At 45.9% G+C, this 12,630-nt stretch carries 25 protein-coding genes; 24 read left to right on the forward strand and 1 reads right to left on the reverse strand.

Annotated features, from left to right (window positions below; translation table 11 throughout):
- Nucleotides 1-6: 6 nt before the first annotated feature.
- The 24 genes from rplB to rplQ all read left to right on the forward strand — a co-directional run bounded on the left by rplB (nt 7) and on the right by rplQ (nt 11,777).
- On the forward strand, nt 7-831 hold the full coding sequence (gene rplB, locus B853_RS01175; RefSeq protein ID WP_010445306.1) for a 50S ribosomal protein L2: 825 nt from the start codon (nt 7-9) through the stop codon (nt 829-831).
- A 21-nt stretch (nt 832-852) separates the two neighbouring features.
- The gene (rpsS, locus tag B853_RS01180) at nt 853-1,131 is read left to right on the forward strand and encodes a 30S ribosomal protein S19 (protein ID WP_005431614.1); all 279 of its coding nucleotides are present in this window, start codon (nt 853-855) and stop codon (nt 1,129-1,131) included.
- A gap of 10 nt (nt 1,132-1,141) precedes the next feature.
- Nucleotides 1,142-1,474 (forward strand): 50S ribosomal protein L22, encoded by a 333-nt coding sequence (gene rplV / locus B853_RS01185; RefSeq protein WP_010445309.1) that lies wholly within the window; start codon nt 1,142-1,144, stop codon nt 1,472-1,474.
- 18 nt (nt 1,475-1,492) lie between these two features.
- On the forward strand, nt 1,493-2,191 hold the full coding sequence (gene rpsC, locus B853_RS01190) for a 30S ribosomal protein S3 (RefSeq protein WP_005435080.1): 699 nt from the start codon (nt 1,493-1,495) through the stop codon (nt 2,189-2,191).
- 11 nt (nt 2,192-2,202) lie between these two features.
- Nucleotides 2,203-2,613 carry a 50S ribosomal protein L16 gene (gene rplP / locus B853_RS01195; protein ID WP_005379577.1) on the forward strand — a complete coding sequence of 137 codons (411 nt, stop codon included), beginning with the start codon at nt 2,203-2,205 and terminating at the stop codon, nt 2,611-2,613.
- Nucleotides 2,613-2,804, forward strand: a complete 192-nt coding sequence (rpmC, locus tag B853_RS01200; RefSeq protein ID WP_004410456.1) for a 50S ribosomal protein L29 — start codon at nt 2,613-2,615, stop codon at nt 2,802-2,804. Before rplP ends, rpmC begins: the two co-directional genes overlap by 1 nt.
- On the forward strand, nt 2,804-3,058 hold the full coding sequence (gene rpsQ / locus B853_RS01205) for a 30S ribosomal protein S17 (protein ID WP_010445317.1): 255 nt from the start codon (nt 2,804-2,806) through the stop codon (nt 3,056-3,058). Before rpmC ends, rpsQ begins: the two co-directional genes overlap by 1 nt.
- Before the next feature lie 164 nt (nt 3,059-3,222).
- Nucleotides 3,223-3,594, forward strand: a complete 372-nt coding sequence (gene rplN / locus B853_RS01210; RefSeq protein WP_004410450.1) for a 50S ribosomal protein L14 — start codon at nt 3,223-3,225, stop codon at nt 3,592-3,594.
- Nucleotides 3,595-3,607: 13 nt separating this feature from the next.
- On the forward strand, nt 3,608-3,925 hold the full coding sequence (gene rplX / locus B853_RS01215; protein WP_010445323.1) for a 50S ribosomal protein L24: 318 nt from the start codon (nt 3,608-3,610) through the stop codon (nt 3,923-3,925).
- A 23-nt stretch (nt 3,926-3,948) separates the two neighbouring features.
- Nucleotides 3,949-4,488 (forward strand): 50S ribosomal protein L5, encoded by a 540-nt coding sequence (gene rplE, locus B853_RS01220; protein WP_010445325.1) that lies wholly within the window; start codon nt 3,949-3,951, stop codon nt 4,486-4,488.
- A 17-nt stretch (nt 4,489-4,505) separates the two neighbouring features.
- Complete coding sequence (gene rpsN, locus B853_RS01225) at nt 4,506-4,811, forward strand: 30S ribosomal protein S14 (RefSeq protein WP_004410442.1); 306 nt, start codon at nt 4,506-4,508, stop codon at nt 4,809-4,811.
- 29 nt (nt 4,812-4,840) lie between these two features.
- Nucleotides 4,841-5,233: a 30S ribosomal protein S8 gene (gene rpsH / locus B853_RS01230; protein ID WP_005450567.1), complete on the forward strand. Its 393-nt coding sequence runs from the start codon at nt 4,841-4,843 to the stop codon at nt 5,231-5,233.
- Between the two features lie 12 nt (nt 5,234-5,245).
- Nucleotides 5,246-5,779, forward strand: a complete 534-nt coding sequence (rplF, locus tag B853_RS01235) for a 50S ribosomal protein L6 (RefSeq protein WP_010445333.1) — start codon at nt 5,246-5,248, stop codon at nt 5,777-5,779.
- Between the two features lie 9 nt (nt 5,780-5,788).
- Nucleotides 5,789-6,142 (forward strand): 50S ribosomal protein L18, encoded by a 354-nt coding sequence (gene rplR / locus B853_RS01240; protein ID WP_005435088.1) that lies wholly within the window; start codon nt 5,789-5,791, stop codon nt 6,140-6,142.
- A 14-nt stretch (nt 6,143-6,156) separates the two neighbouring features.
- On the forward strand, nt 6,157-6,660 hold the full coding sequence (gene rpsE, locus B853_RS01245) for a 30S ribosomal protein S5 (protein ID WP_004745894.1): 504 nt from the start codon (nt 6,157-6,159) through the stop codon (nt 6,658-6,660).
- A gap of 7 nt (nt 6,661-6,667) precedes the next feature.
- A complete protein-coding gene (gene rpmD, locus B853_RS01250) occupies nt 6,668-6,844 on the forward strand; it encodes a 50S ribosomal protein L30 (RefSeq protein ID WP_000201159.1) in 177 nt (58 codons plus the stop codon).
- Between the two features lie 5 nt (nt 6,845-6,849).
- Complete coding sequence (gene rplO, locus B853_RS01255) at nt 6,850-7,284, forward strand: 50S ribosomal protein L15 (protein WP_005450562.1); 435 nt, start codon at nt 6,850-6,852, stop codon at nt 7,282-7,284.
- A gap of 20 nt (nt 7,285-7,304) precedes the next feature.
- Nucleotides 7,305-8,639: a preprotein translocase subunit SecY gene (secY, locus tag B853_RS01260; protein ID WP_005435093.1), complete on the forward strand. Its 1,335-nt coding sequence runs from the start codon at nt 7,305-7,307 to the stop codon at nt 8,637-8,639.
- 38 nt (nt 8,640-8,677) lie between these two features.
- Nucleotides 8,678-8,791: a 50S ribosomal protein L36 gene (gene rpmJ, locus B853_RS01265; protein WP_000868186.1), complete on the forward strand. Its 114-nt coding sequence runs from the start codon at nt 8,678-8,680 to the stop codon at nt 8,789-8,791.
- A gap of 149 nt (nt 8,792-8,940) precedes the next feature.
- Nucleotides 8,941-9,297, forward strand: a complete 357-nt coding sequence (rpsM, locus tag B853_RS01270) for a 30S ribosomal protein S13 (protein ID WP_005450559.1) — start codon at nt 8,941-8,943, stop codon at nt 9,295-9,297.
- Between the two features lie 18 nt (nt 9,298-9,315).
- The gene (rpsK, locus tag B853_RS01275; RefSeq protein ID WP_001118870.1) at nt 9,316-9,705 is read left to right on the forward strand and encodes a 30S ribosomal protein S11; all 390 of its coding nucleotides are present in this window, start codon (nt 9,316-9,318) and stop codon (nt 9,703-9,705) included.
- Nucleotides 9,706-9,732: 27 nt separating this feature from the next.
- Complete coding sequence (gene rpsD, locus B853_RS01280) at nt 9,733-10,353, forward strand: 30S ribosomal protein S4 (RefSeq protein ID WP_005383146.1); 621 nt, start codon at nt 9,733-9,735, stop codon at nt 10,351-10,353.
- A gap of 24 nt (nt 10,354-10,377) precedes the next feature.
- Entirely contained in the window at nt 10,378-11,370 is a 993-nt protein-coding gene (locus tag B853_RS01285) for a DNA-directed RNA polymerase subunit alpha (RefSeq protein ID WP_010445384.1), read from the forward strand.
- 26 nt (nt 11,371-11,396) lie between these two features.
- Nucleotides 11,397-11,777 carry a 50S ribosomal protein L17 gene (gene rplQ / locus B853_RS01290; protein ID WP_005383141.1) on the forward strand — a complete coding sequence of 127 codons (381 nt, stop codon included), beginning with the start codon at nt 11,397-11,399 and terminating at the stop codon, nt 11,775-11,777.
- Nucleotides 11,778-12,048: 271 nt separating this feature from the next.
- Here rplQ and B853_RS01300 read toward each other — a convergent pair whose 3' ends face one another.
- Complete coding sequence (locus B853_RS01300) at nt 12,049-12,543, reverse strand: DUF2780 domain-containing protein (RefSeq protein WP_038885362.1); 495 nt, start codon at nt 12,541-12,543, stop codon at nt 12,049-12,051.
- Nucleotides 12,544-12,630: the final 87 nt, after the last annotated feature.

Raw genomic sequence — 12,630 nt, forward strand, 5'->3', positions numbered from 1 at the left:
TTAAGAATGGCTATTGTTAAATGTAAGCCGACTTCCCCTGGTCGTCGTCACGTTGTTAAAGTTGTTAACGCTGACCTACACAAGGGCAAGCCATACGCACCTCTTCTAGAGAAAAACTCTAAGAACGGTGGTCGTAACAACAACGGTCGTATCACAGTACGTCACATCGGCGGTGGTCACAAGCACCACTACCGTCTAGTTGACTTCAAACGTACTAAAGACGGTATCCCAGCGACAGTTGAGCGTCTAGAATACGATCCAAACCGTAGCGCAAACATTGCTCTAGTTCTATACAAAGACGGTGAGCGTCGCTACATCCTAGCACCTAAAGGTGTTAACGCGGGTGATGTTATTCAGTCTGGTGTTGATGCACCAATCAAAGCTGGTAACACTCTACCAATGCGTAACATCCCAGTAGGTTCAACTGTACACAACGTTGAACTTAAACCTGGTAAAGGTGGTCAGCTAGCTCGTTCGGCTGGTGCTTACGCTCAAATCGTTGCTCGCGACGGTGCGTACGTAACTATCCGTCTACGTTCTGGCGAAATGCGCAAAGTTCTTTCTGAAGGCCGTGCAACAATCGGTGAAGTTGGTAACTCTGAGCACATGCTACGTGAACTTGGTAAAGCTGGTGCTTCACGCTGGCGCGGCGTACGTCCAACCGTACGTGGTGTAGTAATGAACCCGGTTGATCACCCACACGGTGGTGGTGAAGGTCGTACATCTGGCGGTCGTCACCCAGTATCTCCTTGGGGTATGCCAACTAAAGGCTTCAAGACTCGTAAGAACAAACGCACTGACAAGTACATCGTACGTCGTCGTAACAAGTAATCTATATAAAGAGGAATCGCCATGCCACGTTCTCTCAAGAAAGGTCCATTTATTGACCTACACTTGCTGAAGAAGGTAGAGAAAGCGGTGGAAAGCGGAGACAAAAAGCCACTTAAGACTTGGTCCCGTCGTTCAATGATCATCCCATCGATGATCGGTTTGACCATCGCTGTCCATAATGGTCGTCAGCACGTACCTGTTTTCGTTACCGAAGAAATGATCGGTCACAAACTAGGTGAATTCGCACCAACACGTACTTACCGCGGTCACGCTGCGGATAAGAAAGCTAAGAAGCGTTAAGGAGTAAATGATGGAAGCTATTGCTAAACATAACTTTGCTCGCATTTCGCCTCAGAAAGCTCGCTTAGTTGCGGATCTAATTCGTGGTAAATCTGTTGACCAAGCTCTAGAAATCCTAACTTTCAGCAACAAAAAAGCTGCTGTTCTAGTTAAGAAAGTTCTAGAGTCTGCTATCGCTAACGCGGAGCACAACGAAGGTGCAGATATTGACGATCTGAATGTCGCAAAAATCTTTGTAGATGAAGGCCCTATCATGAAGCGTATTATGCCTCGTGCTAAAGGTCGTGCGGATCGTATCTTGAAGCGTTCAAGCCACATCACTGTTGTTGTAGCAGATCGCTAGAGACTAGGAGAGTAAGCAATGGGTCAAAAAGTACATCCTAATGGTATTCGTCTTGGCATCGTTAAGCCTTGGAATGCTACATGGTTTGCTAACACCAAAGATTTCGCTGACAACCTAGACGGCGACTTCAAGGTACGTCAGTTCCTAACTAAGGAACTACAAAAAGCGTCTCTTTCACGTATCGTTATCGAGCGTCCTGCTAAGAGCATCCGTGTGACTATTCACACTGCTCGTCCAGGCGTTGTAATCGGTAAGAAAGGTGAAGACGTTGAGAAACTACGCGCAGCTGTAGCAAAAATTGCAGGTGTACCAGCGCAAATTAACATCGCTGAAGTACGTAAGCCTGAACTTGATGCACAACTTGTTGGTGACAGCATCGCGTCTCAACTAGAGCGTCGTGTTATGTTCCGTCGTGCTATGAAGCGCGCGGTACAAAACGCAATGCGTCTAGGTGCTAAAGGCATCAAAGTGGAAGTAAGCGGTCGTCTAGGCGGCGCTGAAATCGCACGTTCTGAGTGGTACCGTGAAGGTCGTGTGCCTCTACACACTCTACGTGCAGACATTGATTACGCAACTTCTTCGGCTCACACTCAATACGGTGTGATCGGCATTAAAACTTGGATCTTCAAAGGTGAAATCCTAGGTGGTATGCCAGCAGCTAACGCTGTAGAGCCTAAAGGCGACAAGCCTAAGAAGCAGCGTAAAGGCCGTAAGTAAGGAGTCGACAGATGCTACAACCTAAACGTACTAAGTTCCGTAAGGTTCAGACAGGTCGTAACCGTGGTCTAGCTAAAGGTACTGATGTAAGCTTCGGCGAATTCGGTCTTAAAGCTGTTGGCCGTGGTCGTCTAACTGCTCGTCAAATTGAAGCGGCACGTCGTGCAATGACACGTCACGTTAAGCGTCAAGGTAAAATCTGGATCCGTGTGTTCCCAGACAAACCAATCACAGAAAAACCACTTGAAGTTCGTCAAGGTAAGGGTAAAGGTAACGTTGAGTACTGGGTAGCCCAAATCCAACCTGGTAAGGTTATGTACGAAATGGGTGGTGTACCTGAAGAATTGGCACGTGAAGCGTTCCGCCTAGCGGCTCGTAAACTGCCATTCAAGACTACATTTGTAACTAAGCAGGTGATGTGATGAAAGCACAAGATCTACGCGAGAAAAGCGTTGAAGAGCTTAACGCTGAGCTATTGAATTTGCTACGCGAACAGTTCAACTTGCGCATGCAAGCTGCAACTGGTCAGCTACAGCAAACTCATACTCTGAAAGCTGTACGCCGTGATATCGCACGTGTGAAAACTGTTTTGACTGAGAAGGCAGGCGCATAATGAGCGAAGTAAAACGTACTCAACAAGGTCGTGTAGTTAGCGACAAGATGGACAAGTCTATCGTAGTTGCTATCGAACGCATGGTGAAACACCCAATTTACGGTAAATTCGTAAAGCGTACGACTAAAGTACACGCACATGACGCGAACAACGAGTGTGGCCTAGGCGACACAGTTGAAATCGCTGAGTGTCGTCCACTGTCTAAGACTAAGTCTTGGACTTTGGTAAAAGTTCTAGAAAAAGCTAAAGGTTAATCCTAGCTAATTCTATGAAACTAAACGGCTCCAAAATTATTTTTGGGGCCGTTTATTTTTTGACTACCCAATTGAAAAAAAGGGTGGTACAATTCGCGTCCCTTTTAAAGAGGCAGCCCGACCCGAGAGGGTCTAGTTTTTTTATAATTTAGCGGAGCACTAACATGATCCAAATGCAAAGTATGCTGGACGCAGCTGATAACTCAGGCGCACGCAGCGTAATGTGTATTAAGGTTCTGGGTGGCTCTCACCGCCGTTATGCACATATCGGTGACGTTATCAAAGTTACTGTTAAGGAAGCAATTCCTCGCGGTAAAGTTAAAAAAGGTGACGTTCTGAAGGCGGTGGTAGTGCGCACCCGTAAAGGCGTACGTCGTCCTGACGGTTCTGTCATTCGCTTCGACCGAAATGCTTGCGTATTGTTGAACGACAATACAGAGCAACCAATCGGTACACGTATCTTTGGTCCTGTGACACGCGAACTTCGTGGCGATAAGTTCATGAAGATCGTTTCACTGGCTCCAGAAGTTCTGTAAGGAGCACGTAGAAATGGCAGCTAAAATCCGTCGTAATGACGAAGTAATCGTTCTTGCTGGTAAAGACAAAGGCAAGAAAGGTAAAGTAACTAAGGTCCTAGCAACTGGTAAAGTTATCGTTGAAGGCATCAACCTTGTTAAGAAACACCAAAAGCCGGTTCCGGCTCTAGGTCAACAAGGTGGTATCGTTGAACAAGAAGCAGCAATCGATGTTTCTAACGTGGCGATCTTTAACGCAGCTACTGGTAAAGCTGACCGTATCGGTTTCCGTTTTGAAGATGGTAAGAAAGTACGTTTCTTTAAATCTAACAACGAAATCGTTTCTAACTAATAGAAGTAATTTGGAGTTCTACTATGGCGAAACTGCATGATTACTACAAGTCGTCTGTAGTCGCTGAACTGACCAAACAGTTTAGCTACACAAGCGTCATGCAAGTCCCTAGAATCGAGAAAATCACCCTAAACATGGGTGTTGGTGAAGCAATCAACGATAAGAAACTGCTAGAAAACGCAGCATCTGATATGGCAACGATCTCTGGTCAAAAGCCACTTATCACTAAAGCGCGTAAATCTGTTGCTGGTTTCAAAATCCGTGAAGGCTACCCTATCGGTTGTAAAGTAACCTTGCGTGGCGAACGTATGTGGGAATTTTTAGAGCGTTTAATCTCTATCGCACTTCCACGTGTACGTGACTTCCGTGGTGTTAGCGCTAAGTCTTTTGACGGTCGCGGTAACTACAGCATGGGCGTTCGCGAGCAAATCATCTTCCCGGAAATCGACTTTGATAAAGTTGATCGAGTACGCGGTCTAGACATCACTATTACGACGTCTGCTGGTACTGATGAGGAAGGCCGTGCTCTGCTGGCTGCCTTTAACTTCCCATTCCGTAAGTAAGGTGAAGGGTTACTGTTATGGCTAAAAATTCAATGAAAGCACGTGAAGCAAAACGTGCGAAGCTAGTAGCTAAGTTCGCTGAAAAGCGTGCGGCGCTAAAAGCTATCATCAGCGATGTAAACGCATCTGAAGAAGATCGTTGGAATGCGGTTCTTACACTGCAATCTCTTCCACGTGATTCAAGTGCATCACGTCAGCGCAACCGTTGTAACCAAACTGGTCGTCCACACGGTTACCTACGTAAGTTCGGTCTAAGCCGTATTAAGGTTCGTGAAGCTTGCATGAAAGGCGAGATTCCGGGTCTTCGTAAGGCTAGCTGGTAATTGCCACTTAATCATTTGGAGTAAATCATATGAGCATGCAAGATCCGATTTCGGATATGCTGACCCGCGTTCGTAACGGTCAGGCAGCAAACAAAGTTGCTGTTAAAATGCCTTCTTCAAAGCTTAAAGTTGCAATCGCTGCACTACTAAAAGCTGAAGGTTACATCGTTGACTTCGCTGTTGAAGGCGAAGCAAAACCTGAGCTAGAAGTTACACTTAAGTACTTCCAAGCAAAACCAGTAATCGAGCAACTTAAACGTGTTTCTCGTCCAGGTCTACGTGTTTACAAGAAGAAAGATCAACTTCCTTCTGTAATGGGTGGTCTTGGTATTGCTATCGTTTCTACTTCCAAGGGTCTGATGTCAGACCGCGCTGCACGTAAAGCAGGTCTTGGCGGTGAAATCATCTGTTACGTAGCTTAATAGGAGTAGACTATGTCTCGTGTTGCAAAAGCACCTGTCGCTATTCCAGCTGGCGTAGAGGTGAAACTAAACGGCCAAGAAATCACTGTAAAAGGTGCTAAAGGCGAACTAACTCGCGTTCTTAACGACGCTGTTGTTATCGCTCAGGAAGAAAACAACCTGACTTTCGGTCCTAAAGAAGGTGTTACTAACGCATGGGCACAAGCTGGTACAGCTCGCGCTCTAGTTAATAACATGGTTGTTGGTGTTACTGAAGGCTTTACTAAGAAGCTAACTCTTAAAGGTGTTGGTTACCGTGCTGCTATTAAAGGCAACGCTGTAGGTCTAACACTAGGCTTCTCTCACCCAGTTGAGCACGAGTTGCCAGCGGGTATTAAAGCTGAATGTCCAAGCCAAACTGAAATCATCATCACTGGTTGCGATAAGCAACTAGTTGGTCAAGTTGCGGCTGACATTCGTTCTTACCGTCAACCTGAGCCTTACAAAGGCAAAGGTGTTCGTTACGCAGATGAAAATGTGCGTACTAAAGAAGCTAAGAAGAAGTAAGGTAACACTATGGATAAGAAAGCATCTCGCATCCGTCGTGCTACACGTGCACGTCGTAAGATTGCAGAACTGGGTGCGACTCGCCTAGTTGTACACCGTACTCCTCGTCACGTGTACGCACAGGTTATCGCGGCTAATGGCTCTGAGGTTATCGCAGCAGCTTCTACTGTAGAAAAAGCGATCCGTGAGCAAGTGAAATACACTGGTAACGTTGATGCAGCTAAAGCAGTAGGTAAAGCTGTTGCAGAACGCGCTCTTGAAAAAGGCGTAACTGCAGTTGCATTTGATCGTTCTGGTTTCCAATACCACGGTCGAGTAGCGGCGCTAGCAGAATCTGCTCGCGAAGCTGGTCTGAAATTCTAAGGTAGGGTTGGAAGATGGCTAAAGAACAACAAGTTCAAGCGAATGATTTGCAAGAAAAGCTAATCGCAGTTAACCGCGTTTCTAAAACGGTTAAAGGCGGTCGAATCATGAGCTTCACTGCACTAACAGTAGTTGGTGACGGTAACGGTCGTGTAGGTTTCGGTTACGGCAAAGCTCGTGAAGTACCTGCAGCGATTCAAAAAGCAATGGAAAAAGCACGTCGTAACATGACTACGATCGCGCTAAACGAAGGCACTCTTCACCACCCAGTGAAAGGTCGCCATTCGGGCTCTAAAGTTTACATGCAGCCTGCTGCAGAAGGTACTGGTGTTATCGCAGGTGGTGCGATGCGTGCAGTACTAGAAGTTGCTGGTGTACACAACGTACTATCTAAAGCATACGGTTCTACGAACCCTATCAACATCGTTCGTGCTACGATCGATGCACTAGGTAGCATGAAGTCACCAGAAATGGTTGCTGCTAAACGTGGTCTAACTGTTGAATCTATTTCGGAGTAAGAACACCATGGCAACTATTAAAGTAACTCAAACTAAAAGCTCAATTGGCCGCCTACCAAAGCACAAAGCTACTTTGCGTGGTCTAGGTCTTCGTAAAATCAACCACACAGTAGAACTTGAAGATACTCCGTGCGTACGCGGTATGATCAACAAGGTTTACTACATGGTTAAAGTTGAGGAGTAATCAGAATGCGTTTGAATACTCTTGCACCGGCTGCGGGCTCTAAGCATGCTCCTAAGCGTGTAGGTCGTGGTATCGGTTCTGGCCTAGGTAAAACTGGTGGCCGTGGTCACAAAGGTCAAAAATCACGTTCTGGCGGTAAAGTTCGTCCAGGTTTCGAAGGCGGTCAGATGCCTCTGAAACAACGTCTACCAAAATTCGGTTTCACTTCTCGTAAGAGCCTAGTGTCTGCTGAAGTTCGTCTAGCTGAGCTAGCGAAAGTTTCTGGTGACGTGGTTGATCTAAACAGCCTTAAAGCTGCTAACATCATCACTAAGAACATCGAATTCGTAAAAGTTGTTCTTTCTGGTGAAATTAACAAAGCAGTGACTGTTAAAGGTCTACGTGTGACTAAAGGCGCTAAAGCTGCAATCGAAGCTGCAGGCGGTAAAATCGAGGAATAATCTCGAGGAACGAGGTACAGATGGCTAAGAAACCAGGACAAGATTTTCGTAGTGCTCAGAGCGGCTTAAGTGAACTAAAGTCGCGCTTGTTATTCGTAATTGGTGCACTTTTAGTATTCCGAGCCGGCTCTTTTGTGCCGATTCCTGGTATTGACGCTGCTGTACTTGCCGATTTGTTCGAACAGCAAAAAGGTACCATCGTTGAAATGTTTAACATGTTCTCCGGTGGTGCTCTTGAGCGTGCATCTATATTAGCATTGGGCATCATGCCGTATATTTCGGCATCTATTGTTGTCCAATTGCTAACTGTAGTTCATCCAGCGTTAGCGGAACTCAAAAAAGAGGGTGAAGCAGGCCGTCGTAAGATCAGCCAATATACACGCTACGGCACGCTTGTACTTGCAACATTCCAAGCTATTGGTATTGCAACTGGCTTACCAAACATGGTCGACAATCTGGTTGTTATGAACCAAACCATGTTTACGCTAATTGCTACCGTAAGTTTAGTAACCGGTACCATGTTCCTAATGTGGTTAGGTGAACAAATTACAGAGCGAGGAATCGGTAATGGTATTTCCATTCTGATTTTTGCAGGTATTGTTGCTGGATTGCCTTCTGCAATCGGTCAAACAATCGAGCAAGCGCGTCAAGGTGAATTGCATGTACTTCTTCTGTTGCTAATTGCGGTATTAGCTTTTGCAGTAATTTACTTCGTTGTTTTCATGGAACGTGGTCAACGCCGTATCGTCGTTAACTACGCTAAGCGTCAACAAGGTCGTAAAGTATTTGCTGCGCAAAGCTCGCACTTGCCACTTAAAATTAATATGGCGGGTGTTATTCCAGCGATTTTCGCATCAAGTATTATCCTGTTCCCAGGAACACTGGCTCAGTGGTTTGGTCAGAACGGTGAGAGCAGCGCGTTCGGTTGGTTAACTGACGTGTCTTTGGCTCTTAGCCCAGGTCAACCGCTGTATGTAATGCTTTATGCAGCAGCGATTATTTTCTTCTGTTTCTTCTACACGGCGTTGGTTTTCAACCCGCGTGAAACAGCAGATAACTTGAAGAAGTCCGGTGCATTCGTACCCGGTATCCGCCCAGGTGAGCAGACAGCTAAGTACATTGATAAAGTGATGACACGTTTAACCCTAGCAGGTGCACTGTACATTACCTTTATCTGTCTGATTCCCGAGTTCATGATGGTCGCGTGGAACGTACGTTTCTACTTCGGCGGTACATCACTACTTATCGTAGTTGTTGTTATCATGGACTTTATGGCACAGGTACAGACTCATCTGATGTCTCAACAGTATGATTCTGTGTTGAAGAAAGCGAATCTGAAAGGCTACGGTCGTTAATTCGACGGTAGACTCAGTTTCAATTACGGAGTTTAGCAATGAAAGTTCGTGCTTCCGTTAAAAAAATCTGCCGTAACTGTAAAGTAATCAAGCGCAACGGTGTTGTTCGCGTGATTTGCAGTGAGCCAAAGCACAAACAGCGCCAAGGCTAATTAGCAGAAATTTTTACTTGAAAACGAAGGTTAGGTCGAGTATATTCCTCGGCCTACCTTTTGCGTGCAAAAGAAGTAGTACTCCGCAGCGTATCCATCACGGGCTTTGCTGCGGCTAATTCTTTTATAGAAACACTTAGGAGTGAATAATGGCCCGTATAGCAGGCATTAACATTCCTGATCAGAAACACGCTGTAATCGCTCTAACGGCGATCTACGGCATCGGTAAAACTCGCTCTCAAGCTATCCTAGCTGAAGTGGGTATTGCTGAAGATGTTAAGATCAGTGAACTAACTGAAGAGCAGATCGATCAACTGCGTGATGGTGTAGCTAAGTACACTGTAGAAGGTGATCTACGTCGTGAAGTATCTATGAACATCAAGCGTCTTATGGACCTTGGCTGTTACCGTGGTCTTCGTCATCGTCGCAGTCTACCACTACGTGGACAGCGTACTAAAACCAACGCTCGCACCCGTAAGGGTCCGCGTAAGCCGATCAAGAAATAATCGGGAAGGTAGAGTACAATGGCTAAACAACCAACTCGCGCTCGTAAGCGCGTACGCAAGCAAGTTGCAGATGGCGTTGCGCACATCCATGCTTCTTTCAATAACACAATCGTAACCATTACTGACCGTCAAGGTAACGCTCTAGCTTGGGCTACTGCAGGTGGTTCTGGTTTCCGTGGTTCTCGTAAGTCTACTCCGTTCGCTGCACAGGTTGCTGCTGAGCGTTGTGCTGAAATGGCTAAAGAATACGGTCTAAAGAACTTGGAAGTTATGGTTAAGGGTCCTGGTCCAGGTCGTGAATCTACTGTTCGCGCTCTGAACGCAGCTGGTTTCCGCATCACAAACATCGTTGATGCTACACCAATCCCTCATAACGGTTGTCGTCCACCTAAGAAACGTCGCGTATAACGTTTTTTAGATTACTGGAGAAAGATCATGGCAAGATATTTGGGTCCTAAGCTGAAGCTTAGCCGTCGTGAAGGCACTGACTTATTCCTTAAGTCTGGTGTTCGCGCGATCGATACCAAGTGTAAAATTGATAACGCACCAGGTGTACACGGCGCTCGTCGCGGTCGTCTATCTGAGTATGGCGTTCAGCTTCGTGAGAAGCAAAAAGTTCGTCGTATGTACGGCGTTCTAGAAAAACAATTCCGTAACTACTACAAAGAAGCTGCACGTCTTAAAGGCAACACAGGTGAGAACCTGCTTCAGCTTCTTGAAGGTCGTCTTGATAACGTAGTTTACCGCATGGGCTTTGGCGCAACTCGCGCAGAAGCACGTCAGCTAGTTAGCCACAAAGCTATCCTAGTTAACGGTAAAGTTGTAAACGTTCCTTCTTTCAAAGTAGCGGCTAATGACGTTGTTTCTATTCGCGAGAAAGCTAAACAGCAAGCTCGTATCAAAGCAGCTCTAGAAGTTGCTGAACAACGTGAAAAACCAACTTGGATTGAAGTAGATGGTGGCAAGATGGAAGGTACATTCAAGCGTATGCCTGAGCGTTCTGATCTATCAGCTGACATCAACGAACAATTGATCGTCGAGCTTTACTCTAAGTAAGGTTTAAACTAAAGAGAGGACACAATGCAGGGTTCTGTAACAGAATTTCTTAAGCCACGTCTAGTTGACATTGAACAAATCAGCTCGACTCACGCAAAAGTAACTCTTGAGCCATTAGAGCGTGGCTTTGGTCATACTCTGGGTAATGCACTTCGCCGTATTCTTCTATCTTCTATGCCAGGTTGTGCTGTAACAGAAGTAGAAATCGAAGGCGTACTTCATGAGTACAGCACTAAAGAAGGCGTTCAAGAAGATATTCTTGAAATTCTTCTAAACCTTAAAGGTTTGGCTGTACGCGTTGCCGAAGGCAAAGATGAAGTGTTCATTACTTTGAACAAATCAGGCTCGGGCCCTGTGGTTGCAGGTGACATCACCCATGACGGTGATGTAGAGATCGCTAACCCTGAACACGTTATTTGTCACCTAACGGATGACAACGCTGAAATCGCAATGCGTATTAAAGTAGAACGTGGTCGTGGTTATGTTCCAGCTTCAGCGCGTATCCATACTGAAGAAGATGAGCGTCCAATCGGTCGCCTACTAGTAGATGCTACTTACAGCCCTGTAGACAAAATTGCCTACGCTGTAGAAGCAGCTCGTGTAGAACAGCGTACTGATCTAGACAAGCTTGTTATCGATATGGAAACAAACGGTACTCTAGAACCTGAGGAAGCAATCCGTCGTGCAGCTACTATCCTAGCTGAACAATTGGATGCGTTCGTAGATCTTCGTGATGTACGTGTACCTGAGGAGAAGGAAGAGAAGCCAGAATTCGATCCGATCCTACTGCGTCCTGTAGACGATCTTGAACTAACAGTTCGCTCTGCTAACTGTTTGAAAGCAGAAGCGATTCACTACATCGGTGATCTAGTACAACGTACTGAGGTTGAGCTACTTAAAACGCCTAACCTTGGTAAAAAATCTCTTACTGAGATTAAAGACGTACTTGCGTCACGTGGTCTGTCTCTGGGCATGCGCCTAGAAAACTGGCCACCTGCATCAATCGCTGAAGATTAATCGATACTAGTTAGAAGGATTAGGTCATGCGCCATCGTAAGAGTGGTCGTCAACTCAACCGCAACAGCTCACATCGCAAAGCGATGTTCAGCAACATGGCTAGCTCTCTAGTACGTCATGAAGTTATCAAGACTACTTTGCCAAAAGCAAAAGAGCTACGTCGCGTAGTTGAGCCTTTGATTACACTAGCTAAGACTGACAGTGTTGCTAACCGTCGTCTAGCATTTGCACGTACTCGTGATAACGAAGTAGTTGCAAAACTGTTTAACGAACTAGGTCCACGTTTTGCTGCTCGTCAGGGCGGTTACACTCGTATCCTAAAAGCTGGCTTCCGTGCTGGTGATAAAGCTCCAATGGCTTACATTGAGCTTGTAGATCGCCCAGCTGCTGAAGAAGCTGCTGAGTAATCTCAGTTCGTAAGAACAAAAAAAGCCGAGCGTTAGCTCGGCTTTTTTGTTTTTGAAGCTAGGGAAATAACGGCTTATGCCCTGCGAGATTTGCTCGCGGAGAGCAAGTCGAAAGTTACTGGCACTACTGGCCCATATTTGGATTTGATTATCTGAATTCAAAGAAAAAGGGTCGACACTGTGTGCCAACCCTACATGATTTTCTCGCTTCTCGCTTCTCGCTTCTCGCTTCTCGCTTCTCGCTTCTCGCTTCTCGCTTCTCGCTTCTCGCTTATTTCCAGATAGCACCTAGGCTATCGAGTAGGCCAGAACTTGCACCTTGGCTTTGCAGTGCACTTAAGATTAGGGGAGTAAAAGTGGAAATCAGGGATGGGTCCATACCTAGAGCAGAGAACGCACCTTTTACTGTCTCGTTGTTTGCGATTAAAGCAGACAGGCCACTTGTCTGTAGAGAGTCAAAACCTGGAACTAGTCCCGCTAGTTCTGAAGTCTCATTATTACCCAGAGAACTCTGAGCTAAGGCCAATAGTGAACCTACACCACCAATAGCTTGTTCGGATGACACGTTTGTACTTTTTTGAATGGCAGAAACTAGGTCAGTATCTGCTGCTCCCTGTTTTGACCAAGCTTTAACTGCTCCCATCAGTGCCGCGTTCGCAATTTCACTATAGCCGCTGTCAACGCCTACTTGATTCTCTTTCGATGTGCTTTGACAGCCCATCAATGCGACACTGGCAAGTGCTGCGATAGCCACTTTCTTATACATATCATCTCCTTATTACTTACTGCTAACCATTCTTTTTAAGAATTTACCTCAGTATTATCCAAAAAAAACGGCGACACAATGTGTCGC

It is taken from the genome of Vibrio rotiferianus CAIM 577 = LMG 21460, from assembly GCF_002741985.1.
In the GTDB taxonomy this organism is placed as follows: domain Bacteria; phylum Pseudomonadota; class Gammaproteobacteria; order Enterobacterales; family Vibrionaceae; genus Vibrio; species Vibrio rotiferianus.